Consider the following 10,592-nt stretch of genomic DNA (forward strand, 5'->3'; position numbering starts at 1 on the left):
TTGCATCTAAAAAGTCTTTTAATTTATCTGGAGAAACTTTAACTTTAAAGATTAAAAATACAATTACACTGAAAACTAAAATCATAATCGTTCCAATATCCCCAGCATAATCTTGAATTAAATCATGTATTTCAAAACCAATTACTCCAGATAAATGGGGAACATAATCCCAAATAAGTCCAAAAAATAAAGAAATAGTAACAATAGCATATAAATCCCAAAAAGTGGATTTTCTAATTTTACTTAATGGCAAATCGATAACTAAATAAGCACCAATTAAAAAGAAAATCTTAACAAACAAGAAAGAAGCTATACCAAAACCTTGATACAAGAAGAAATCAGCCAACCAAGCACCTATTTTACCCAACCAATTTTCAACGACAACGTTTCTGTTAGCCAATTGATCAATTTGACTTTGGTCGTTACTACCTGAAATATAATACGATATAAACGATAATAATAAAAACAATGCAATTATAACAAAGAAAAAACCAACAACAAACTTTTGTCCTCGTGTGGTTTTAAATATAGAAGTACGCAGTTTCTTATCCGATGCGCTTGTTGTTTCTTTTTTAGCCATTAATTTTTATAAATTAAATAGTTTAGGCACATAAATTAATGCGCCTACTGTTAATGCACTACCTGCCGCAAATAAAACAGCACCAGCAGCAATATCTTTAATAAAACCTATTCTGTCATGAAATTCAGGATGAATAAAATCTGCTATTTTCTCTACGGCAGTATTCACACCTTCAATACCCAAAACCAGTCCGAAAGCTAGAACTTGCAACATCCACTCGATACGACTAATATGAAAATAAAAACCTGCAAAAATCATTAACAACATAATAGAAAATTGCACCATTATGCTGTGTTCAGTAGAAACTAATTTAAAGGCGCCTTTTACAGCGAAACCTACACTTTTAATTCTACCAAAAACAAATCTTTTATCTTGTATCATATTCTTTTTATGCGTTTAAAGCAGCTTCGTAATTTGGTTCGTTAGCAATTTCGCTTACCAACTCAGAATACGTAACTTTTCCATCTGCATCAATTACTATAATTGCTCTGGCATGTAATCCTTTTAAAACAGAATCAATTAGTGTTACCCCATAATCATTTCCAAAGCTTCCATCTCTAAAATCGGATAAGTTAACTACATTGTCTAATCCTTCCGAACTGCAAAAACGCTTTTGTGCAAAAGGCAAATCTTTAGAAATACACAAAACTTTAGTGTTTGCAATATCGTTAGCCATTTTATTAAACGTTCGAACTGAAGTAGCACAAGTAGGCGTATCAATACTTGGAAAAATATTTAAGATGACACGTTGTCCTTTAAAATCTTGTAAAGAAATTTCAGACAAATCGTTTCCTACTAATTGAAATTGTGGCGCAGCAGAACCAATTGCTGGTAAAGCGTTATTTGTGTTTACAGGATTTCCTCCTAAAGTTACTGTTGACATAGTTTTAAATTTTAAGGTTCAAAAATACAAAAAATATGTAAGTCAAATGTCAAATGTCAAAAAGTTTTTAAAGTCTTGTCTTAAATCTACACTTTAGACTTTACGACTTTTCGACTTTCGACTTTCGACTTTCGACTTTCGACTTTCGACTTTCGACTTTACGACTTTACGACTTTACGACTAACTCAAACCAACTTCCACAATACATCTTCCGGTACTGGAGCGATAATTTCTAATGGATCTTTAGTAACAGGATGCGTTAACACCAATTTTCTAGCATGTAAATGAATACCACCGTTAGGATTGCTTCTATCAAAACCATATTTCAAGTCGCCTTTAATTGGGCAGCCTACAGCTGTGAGTTGCGCTCTAATTTGATGATGACGTCCGGTGTACAAATCGATTTCTAACGCATAATAATTATCTAATTTCTGAATAATTTTATAGGATAATTTGGCTTCTTTAGCTTCCGGAACCTCCTTTAAATGCGCTTTAGAAGTATTGTTTTTAGTGTTTCTTCTTAAAAAATGCACCAAAGTATCTTCCGTTTTTGGTGGTGCATTTTTAACGATAGCCCAATAAGTTTTTTGCGTTTCTCTGTTTTTAAACGTTTCGTTCAAACGCGTTAGGGCTTTTGATGTTTTAGCAAAAACCACAATTCCAGTTGTTGGTCTATCCAAACGATGCACCACACCAAGAAAAACCTCTCCAGGTTTGTCGTAAGCTACTTTTAAATACGATTTTACAATATCCGATAAGGGTTCATCACCTGTTTTATCTCCTTGTACGATATCTCCAACGCGCTTATTCACTACTATTATATGATTGTCTTCATGAAGAATTTGAAGGTTTTTAGAATCGGAAACTATTTTCATTTGTATTTTAGATTGTTAGAAGGTTAGACATCTTAGAAGGTTAGATTTTAGACTTCTTAGAAGGTTAGATTTTAGACATCTTAGAAGGTTAGATTTTAGACTTCTTAGAAGGTTAGATTGTTAGACCTTTTAGATTGTTAGAGGATTAGATTATTAGATTTCTTAGAAGGTTAGATTATTAGATTATTAGTGTGGAACGAAATTTAGAAGTCATTTTGATGATTTCTTCTAATTGTTGGCATAATTCTTTTGCTTTTTCTGGGGTTAAAAAACCCAAATCTACAGAAATTAATAGCTGCGTTTCTACTTCATATGCAGAACCGATAGCGATTTCTAAAAATCTTGCAAATTCTTTATTAGAACTTCTTGAAGATCCTTCTGCTATATTTGAAGGAATAGAAACAGAGGCGCGCCTTAATTGATTGGTTAACCCAAACTTTTCTTCTGGTGGAAATGATGCTGTTTCATTATAAATTTTAGAACAGAACAACCTGCTTTTTTGCCAAATTCCCAATTCCTTAAATTTATGCATATATGTTATTGTGTTTTAATTGTCATAAAGTTAAAAAGTCTAACCTGTCTAAAAATCTAAGAAGTCTAACTAGTCTAACTTAATATTGTTCATTCGCATTAGGAAAATCAACTGATTTTACATCAGACACATATTGTCCAATGGCTTTAGTCATGTCTTCAAATAAATTCATGTACCTGCGTAAAAATCTTGGGCTAAATTCGTGTGTCATACCAATCATATCATGCAATACCAATACCTGACCGTCTACTCCACTCCCCGCTCCAATTCCAATTACTGGAATAGAAATACTTTCTGCAACTTTTTGAGCTAATTTAGCTGGTATTTTTTCTAAAACTAGAGCGAAACAACCAATACGTTCTAACATTTTAGCATCTTCTAACAATTGATCTGCTTCTTCCTCTTCTTTAGCACGAACGGTGTACGTTCCGAATTTATATATCGATTGTGGTGTTAATCCCAAATGTCCCATAACAGGAATACCAGCATTTAATATTTTCTTAATAGATGATTCAATTTCTTTACCACCTTCTAATTTTACAGCGTGTCCCCCGCTTTCTTTCATAATACGAATAGAAGAACGCAACGCCTCTTTAGGATCGGATTGATAACTTCCAAAAGGCAAATCAACCACAACTAACGCTCTATCAACCGCTTTCACCACACTACTTGCGTGATAAATCATTTGATCTAAAGTTATTGGTAACGTGGTTTCGTTTCCTGCCATTACATTACTTGCGGAATCGCCTACTAAAATCACATCAATACCTGCTGTGTCTACAATTTTTGCCATTGTGAAATCGTATGCTGTTAGCATAGAAATTTTTTCACCATTGGCTTTCATGTCAATTAACGACTTCGTAGTAATTTTTTTATAATCTTTTTTTGCTACAGACATACGCTTTAGTGTTCAGTTATCAGTTTTAAGTGTTCAGTTATGTACCGAACGAAATATTTTGTAAAATTAATATAAAGATATGGATTGTAGCAATTTTTATACATTTAATACCAATAAATAAATGTAACCACAATGAAACAATTATTTATTTTACTATTTTTTGGTTTTTGAAAACAACAGTTGGAAAATTGTTCATATAATTGATACCTGAAGAAAATAGAAATCAAATAAATCTGCTAAATAGTCGTACCTATCAAAATTAACAATCCGCCAATCCTACTCCAATAGCTAAGCCGCCTTCAGAAGTTTCTTTGTATTTTGAATTCATATCTTTAGCGGTTTCCCACATGGTGGCCACTACTTTATCTAAAGGCACCAACACATTTTTAGCATCGGTTTCTAAAGCCAATTCTGCAGCGTGTATGGCTTTTATCGCCCCCATGGTATTGCGTTCTATGCAGGGCACTTGCACCAAACCACCAATAGGGTCGCAAGTCATGCCTAAATGATGTTCCATGGCTATTTCAGCAGCAACTAAGACTTGGTCTGGCGTACCGCCCATTAATTCGCACAAAGCCGCAGCGGCCATAGCCGAAGAAACGCCAATTTCTGCTTGACAACCTCCCATAGCTGCTGAAATTGTAGCACCTTTTTTGAAGATACTACCAATTTGTCCTGCTACCATCAAAAATTGTTTGATTTCTTTTTCGCCAGCATGATGATTTTCAATCACCAAATAATACATCAAAACTGCCGGAATTACGCCTGCACTTCCGTTGGTAGGTGCTGTAACTACTCGACCTAAAGAAGCATTTACTTCATTTACTGCCAATGCAAAACAGGAAACCCATTTTAATATTTGACGGAACTTCACCTCCGTTTGACGAATACAAGTCAACCATTCTTGTGGCGAATTATAATTGGCAATTCCGATTAAATTGGTATGCATGTCGTACGCTCTTCGTTTCACGTTTAATCCACCAGGTAAAATACCATCGGTATGCGCGCCAATGTACATACATTCTAACATGGTATGCCAAATTCGCATTAATTCGGTATGAATTACTTCTTCGGAACGCAATGATTTTTCGTTTTCATACACAATTTCAGAAACCAATTTGCTTTCTGAATGACAAAATGCTAATAATTCTACTCCCTTATCAATTGGAAAAGGAAAAGTACCTTTTATTTCTATTTTTGAAGTTGTATCTGCTTCTTCCTTAACTACAAAGCCACCTCCAATGGAATAAAAAGTTGAACTGTATTCACCGTCATTTGTATAGGCAGTAAACAGCATACCATTAGCATGAAAAGGTAAAAAATTCTTATTGAAAAAGATATCTGAGACTACATTAAAATGAATTTTGAATTCGTTATCTAAAATCAATTCATTACTTGTTTTGATACCTTCAATAATAGATGCAATGTCATCAATAGGTACTAATTCTGGATCGGCGCCGCTTAAACCCAACATCACAGCTAAATCTGTAGCGTGGCCTTTTCCTGTTAAAGAAAGTGACCCATATAAATCGACTTTTACGCGATGTACGTCATTAATTATATTCTGATTTCGTAATTCTGCTAAAAACTGTTCTGCAGCACGCCAGGGTCCTAAAGTGTGTGAACTTGAAGGCCCTACGCCTATTTTTAACATATCAAAAACTGAAATACATTCCATAAACTAAATCGTTATAGTAGCAAAGATAGCATTTGAAGTTGGAAGTTAGAAATACGAAGTGAAAATATTTGAAAATTGTATGTTGTATAATAAAAAAAGGAACAAATTCTATAGAACTTATCCCTTTTTTTTTATGCCTTAAACCCAAACCCTCCTAATACCAACGCTTCTTATTCTGTTTAGAAGCATCAGACTTTCTTGAATTTGAATTGTCTGAATTTTCAGATTTAGCTGCTTTTGGTGTTTTTGGTGTGTTATTTTGTTTTGGCCTAGGATTTCTTCTGTCGCCTCGGGTATCCGTTTCTTTATTCTTTAATTCGTCTTCCGTAAATTCTCTGTATGGATACGGATTTTCTTTTACGACTTTAATTTGCTGACGCGTAAGTTTTTCAATGTCTTTCCAAAATGGTAATTCATCTTTACCACAAAAAGAAATCGCTAAACCTTCATTTCCAGCTCTACCTGTTCTACCAATTCTATGAACATAGGTTTCTGGTATGTTTGGCAAATCGAAATTAATCACATAAGGTAACAAATCGATATCAATTCCTCGAGCGGCAATATCTGTTGCCACTAAAACGGAGATTTCTTGACTTTTAAATCCGTCTAAGGTTTTAATTCTGTTGTTTTGAGATTTATTTCCGTGAATCGCTTCAGCAGAAATATTTTTTACTTTTAATGCTTTTACCACATTATCGGCACTGTGTTTCGTTCTTACAAAAACCAACACATTATTTATATTTTCTTCTTCAATTAAATGAATCAGTAATTTTCGTTTGTCTTCTTTCTGAACCATGTATACTTTTTGGTTCACGCGTTCTGCTGTACTAGAAATAGGCGCTACCGAAACGTATTTAGGTTTTTTCAAAAACTGGTCGGCTAATTCTCTAATAGCAACTGGCATCGTAGCAGAAAACAATAATGTTTGACGGTTTTCAGGAATTAATTTGATGATTTTCTTCACATCATTAATAAAACCCATATCTAACATTTGATCCGCTTCATCAATAACCAAATGATGTAAGTTATCCATATCCAAATAACCTTGTTTATTTAAATCCAAAAAGCGACCTGGAGTGGCAATTAATATATCAACACCGTCTTTTAATTGTTGTACTTGAGGGACTTGACTTACACCACCATAAATAACCATCGATTTGGTATTCATATATTTTCCGTAAGTGGCAAAACTATCTTGAATTTGATGGGCCAATTCACGCGTTGGCGCTAAAACTAGAGTTCTAATTACTTTTCGTTTCGTCTTAGAACCTACTATTGGATGTAAATAATTTAAAATTGGAATGGCGAATGCACCTGTTTTTCCTGTTCCTGTTTGTGCACAACCCACTAAATCATGTTCTTCTAAAATAACAGGAATGGCTTGCTGCTGTATGGGTGTTGGCGTAATATATTTTTCTTCTTCTAAAACCTGAAGTATATTTCTATGTAAATTTAAATCTTGAAATGTCATATTTGTATTTTGAATGGCAAAGATACAACTTTGAATGTGTAATAGAGAATTTTGATTTGCTTTATTTATGAATTACCAATGAATTTTGACAGATTACCAACAAGTTAGGAATAAATTAAATGACATAATGTCAGATATTATAGCCTTGTAAAAAGAAATACTGACAATTTATATTGGTATAGTAACTTGGCACAAAACTTGACTTATCCAAAATGAGTTTAAAAAATAAACCGAATAAAATTTAAAATTAAATAAAATGAGTAAGATTATTGGAATCGATTTAGGTACAACCAATTCTTGTGTTTCTGTAATGGAAGGTGGAGAACCAGTTGTAATTGCTAATGCAGAAGGAAAAAGAACAACACCATCTGTAATTGCATTTGTAGAAGGTGGAGAAATTAAAATTGGTGATGCAGCAAAAAGACAAGCGGTAACTAACCCAACAAAAACTATTGCTTCTATCAAAAGATTTATGGGTAACAAGTACTCGGAAAGTGCTAAAGAAGCTTCTACTGTTGCTTACAAAGTAGTTAAAGGTGATAACGACACACCACGTGTTGATATTGATGGTCGTTTATACACGCCACAAGAATTATCTGCAATGACTTTGCAAAAAATGAAAAAAACTGCTGAAGACTATTTAGGTCATTCAGTTACAGAAGCAGTTATTACTGTTCCTGCATATTTTAACGATGCACAACGTCAAGCAACTAAAGAAGCTGGTGAAATTGCAGGTTTAAAAGTAATGAGAATTATCAATGAGCCAACTGCTGCGGCATTAGCTTACGGATTAGACAAACAAGGTACTGATCAAAAAATTGCAGTATTCGATTTAGGTGGTGGAACTTTCGATATTTCTATCCTTGAATTAGGAGATGGCGTTTTTGAAGTATTATCTACTAACGGAGACACGCACTTAGGTGGAGACGATTTTGACCAAGTAATTATCGACTGGTTAGCGAACGACTTTAAAGCTGCTGAAGGTTTAGATTTAAGAAAAGACCCAACTGCGTTACAACGTTTAAAAGAAGCTGCTGAAAAAGCGAAAATTGAATTATCTGCTTCTGCTCAAACAGAAATTAACTTACCATACGTTACCGCTACGGCTTCTGGACCAAAACACTTAGTACAAACATTAACACGTGCTAAATTTGAACAATTGGCTGATTCTTTAATCAAGCGTTCAATGGAACCAGTAGTTAAAGCTTTAAAAGATGCTGGTTTATCAGTTTCTGATATTGATGAAGTTATCTTAGTTGGAGGTTCTACTCGTATACCAGTTATACAAGAAAAAGTTGAAAAATTCTTCGGTAAAAAACCATCAAAAGGAGTAAATCCTGATGAAGTTGTAGCTATTGGAGCTGCAATTCAAGGTGGTGTTTTAACTGGTGATGTAAAAGATGTATTGTTATTAGACGTAACACCTTTATCATTAGGAATTGAAACCATGGGTAACGTAATGACAAAATTAATTGAGTCTAACACCACTATCCCTACAAAAAAATCGCAAGTTTTCTCAACTGCAGCAGACAACCAACCAAGTGTTGAAATTCACGTTATTCAAGGTGAAAGAACAATGGCGGCAGATAACAAAACTATTGGTCGTTTCCATTTAGATGGTATTCCACCAGCAGCAAGAGGAATTCCTCAAATTGAAGTAACTTTTGATATTGATGCAAATGGTATCATTAAAGTTTCTGCAACTGATAAAGGAACTGGAAAATCTCACGATATTCGTATCGAAGCGTCTTCTGGTTTAACAGCTGAAGAAATCGAAAGAATGAAAAAAGATGCGGAATTAAACGCTGAGTCAGATAAAATTGCTAAAGAAACTGCAGATAAAGTAAATGAAGCAGATTCAATGATTTTCCAAACAGAAAAACAATTAGCTGAATTTGGTGAAAAATTATCTGAAGATAATAAAACAGCCATTAACTTAGCTTTAATTGAATTAAAAATGGCTTACGAAGCAAAAGATGTTGCTGCAATTACGCCTGCTTTAGAAAAAATCAATACTGCTTGGACAAATGCATCTGCAGAAATGTATAATACTGGTGAAGCTCAAGGAGCTGCACAAGCAGAACCACAAGCTTCTGATAACACTACACAAGATGTAGAATTTGAAGAAGTGAAATAATTTACGATTTACGATGTAAGATTTACGATGTAAGATTAATGAGTAAATAATTAAAAACCGAGTAAGAAATTACTCGGTTTTTTTATTTTCAATAAATCTAAATATTCTTTTTAAGTTTTTCGTATTTGTTATGAATTAATAAAATTAATATTCCAAATACTACAGAAAAGACTAACAAAATATCATTCAATATCCCTTCGGTATTAAAAGATAACTTTATCATTATAGTAGATATAATGAAACCAGAATTTCTAATTACAGTACTGAATTTGTCTGAATGTAAAAATGAAAATAGCAAAATTAACACATCAACTAAAATTAATACAGTGAAGAAATCTTCAAAAAATATCTTATTAATATCATCAAAATTATATACTAATTCATTGACAGAAAAGAAACTTTTTACAATCCAATCGTAAAAACTATAAAAGGACAAAATCAATAAAACAGGAACCAAAAAAGAGGCAATCCCTTTCTTTATAGCTATAAATCGCTCAATTTTATCATTTATTACCGCCTCCTTTTTTTGTAAATCACTCAATCTGTAAAAAATAAAAATCAGAAAAAACAACACTACAACAGCAACAATATCATATAAAAAAATTAAATCGTACTTAACTGCAAACCAATTACTTGTTAATTCTAGATTTGAAATATCTTTAAAAATCCTTCTAATTATAATTAACAAAATAATCTCATATTGTTTACCAATATATATGGTTGTAGATTTTGGAAGATAATAAACTAATAAATACACCTCGTAAATAAGTATAAAAGAAAACGGTGTATATATAGCTGCTATGGGATTATTATATAAACTTGTAACTAGCTCAAGTTGAATGAAATTAATTTTATTTAAGAAAATAAAAAGTAAGTGACCAATAAAAGCAATAATTGAAATGTAGATGATCACATTCTCGCTCTTATCTTTGAACTTTTCATTTAAAAAAAAGTTGAGTAACGTTTGTATTTTTTTCATAAACTTAATTTTATTAAATGAAACAATAAATTTAAAAAACTAAAAAGATAAACATTAACAAGAAAAAAAATTACTTGGCATATTTAAACTTTCTAATCATATTATAAATAACAAGCACATGCGGAAATGTAATTGCTGCTAAAAAACTAAAAAACAATGAATTAAACAACTTCAATTCACTAGAAAAAAAATAAAACATACCCAAACCAAACAACGAAATTAGCCAATAAGGAAGAGCTGACTTAAAATATTTTAAAAAATTGATGTAAGTAAATTCACCATATAAAAAACTCACCTGATTAATAATTGATGGTAAACTATGCCAAACTACAAAATAAATAGTAAATCCCCAAATTAATGAAGACACCTTAAATATAATAGAAAAAACTATTAAGTAAAATAATTCTTTAAGTAACAATTTTCTATTATTATTATTTGTCTTTAAAATTTGTACAGAAAAAACAAGGAACAAAATTACTATTATTAATAAACCGCAAGTTATCACTAGTGGATTAAGTTTAAATTTTGAAATATCTGAAATTACCAAAATCACTTCATT

At 32.3% G+C, this 10,592-nt stretch carries 11 protein-coding genes; 1 reads left to right on the forward strand and 10 read right to left on the reverse strand.

Annotated elements, in window-relative coordinates:
• The 8 genes from ACIQ2I_RS05405 to ACIQ2I_RS05440 form a co-directional block, all read right to left on the reverse strand.
• Positions 1-580 (reverse strand): DNA translocase FtsK 4TM domain-containing protein (locus tag ACIQ2I_RS05405; protein WP_396181414.1); only part of this gene is annotated, 580 nt, incomplete at its 3' end.
• Positions 581-586: 6 nt separating this feature from the next.
• Entirely contained in the window at positions 587-961 is a 375-nt protein-coding gene (locus tag ACIQ2I_RS05410; protein ID WP_396181415.1) for a diacylglycerol kinase family protein, read from the reverse strand.
• 7 nt (positions 962-968) lie between these two features.
• Positions 969-1,463, reverse strand: a complete 495-nt coding sequence (tpx, locus tag ACIQ2I_RS05415) for a thiol peroxidase (RefSeq protein ID WP_396181416.1) — start codon at positions 1,461-1,463, stop codon at positions 969-971.
• Between the two features lie 185 nt (positions 1,464-1,648).
• Positions 1,649-2,338, reverse strand: a complete 690-nt coding sequence (locus ACIQ2I_RS05420) for an RluA family pseudouridine synthase (RefSeq protein WP_396181417.1) — start codon at positions 2,336-2,338, stop codon at positions 1,649-1,651.
• Between the two features lie 178 nt (positions 2,339-2,516).
• The gene (locus tag ACIQ2I_RS05425) at positions 2,517-2,870 is read right to left on the reverse strand and encodes a four helix bundle protein (RefSeq protein ID WP_396181418.1); all 354 of its coding nucleotides are present in this window, start codon (positions 2,868-2,870) and stop codon (positions 2,517-2,519) included.
• 79 nt (positions 2,871-2,949) lie between these two features.
• Complete coding sequence (panB, locus tag ACIQ2I_RS05430) at positions 2,950-3,768, reverse strand: 3-methyl-2-oxobutanoate hydroxymethyltransferase (RefSeq protein ID WP_396181419.1); 819 nt, start codon at positions 3,766-3,768, stop codon at positions 2,950-2,952.
• A gap of 259 nt (positions 3,769-4,027) precedes the next feature.
• Positions 4,028-5,446, reverse strand: coding sequence for an L-serine ammonia-lyase (locus ACIQ2I_RS05435; RefSeq protein WP_396181420.1), 1,419 nt, complete (start codon positions 5,444-5,446; stop codon positions 4,028-4,030).
• Between the two features lie 154 nt (positions 5,447-5,600).
• Positions 5,601-6,917 (reverse strand): DEAD/DEAH box helicase, encoded by a 1,317-nt coding sequence (locus ACIQ2I_RS05440; protein WP_396181421.1) that lies wholly within the window; start codon positions 6,915-6,917, stop codon positions 5,601-5,603.
• Between the two features lie 256 nt (positions 6,918-7,173).
• On the opposite strand from ACIQ2I_RS05440, the gene dnaK reads away from it, so the two are divergent.
• A complete protein-coding gene (gene dnaK, locus ACIQ2I_RS05445; RefSeq protein WP_396181422.1) occupies positions 7,174-9,054 on the forward strand; it encodes a molecular chaperone DnaK in 1,881 nt (626 codons plus the stop codon).
• A gap of 97 nt (positions 9,055-9,151) precedes the next feature.
• Here dnaK and ACIQ2I_RS05450 read toward each other — a convergent pair whose 3' ends face one another.
• Entirely contained in the window at positions 9,152-10,033 is an 882-nt protein-coding gene (locus ACIQ2I_RS05450) for a hypothetical protein (protein ID WP_396181423.1), read from the reverse strand.
• A gap of 70 nt (positions 10,034-10,103) precedes the next feature.
• On the reverse strand, positions 10,104-10,592 hold a 489-nt coding region (locus tag ACIQ2I_RS05455), incomplete at its 5' end, for a Brp/Blh family beta-carotene 15,15'-dioxygenase (protein WP_396181424.1).

It is taken from the genome of Flavobacterium sp. (genome assembly GCF_044368995.1).
Taxonomy (GTDB): Bacteria; Bacteroidota; Bacteroidia; order Flavobacteriales; family Flavobacteriaceae; genus Flavobacterium.

Bases quoted from the DNA above. Each gene is read 5' to 3' on its own strand.
- ACIQ2I_RS05410 (WP_396181415.1), bottom strand. From the start codon at position 961: ATGATACAAGATAAAAGATTTGTTTTTGGTAGAATTAAAAGTGTAGGT.
- tpx (WP_396181416.1), bottom strand. From the start codon at position 1,463: ATGTCAACAGTAACTTTAGGAGGAAATCCTGTAAACACAAATAACGCT.
- ACIQ2I_RS05420 (WP_396181417.1), bottom strand. From the start codon at position 2,338: ATGAAAATAGTTTCCGATTCTAAAAACCTTCAAATTCTTCATGAAGAC.
- ACIQ2I_RS05425 (WP_396181418.1), bottom strand. From the start codon at position 2,870: ATGCATAAATTTAAGGAATTGGGAATTTGGCAAAAAAGCAGGTTGTTC.
- panB (WP_396181419.1), bottom strand. From the start codon at position 3,768: ATGTCTGTAGCAAAAAAAGATTATAAAAAAATTACTACGAAGTCGTTA.
- ACIQ2I_RS05435 (WP_396181420.1), bottom strand. From the start codon at position 5,446: ATGGAATGTATTTCAGTTTTTGATATGTTAAAAATAGGCGTAGGGCCT.
- ACIQ2I_RS05440 (WP_396181421.1), bottom strand. From the start codon at position 6,917: ATGACATTTCAAGATTTAAATTTACATAGAAATATACTTCAGGTTTTA.
- dnaK (WP_396181422.1), top strand. From the start codon at position 7,174: ATGAGTAAGATTATTGGAATCGATTTAGGTACAACCAATTCTTGTGTT.
- ACIQ2I_RS05450 (WP_396181423.1), bottom strand. From the start codon at position 10,033: ATGAAAAAAATACAAACGTTACTCAACTTTTTTTTAAATGAAAAGTTC.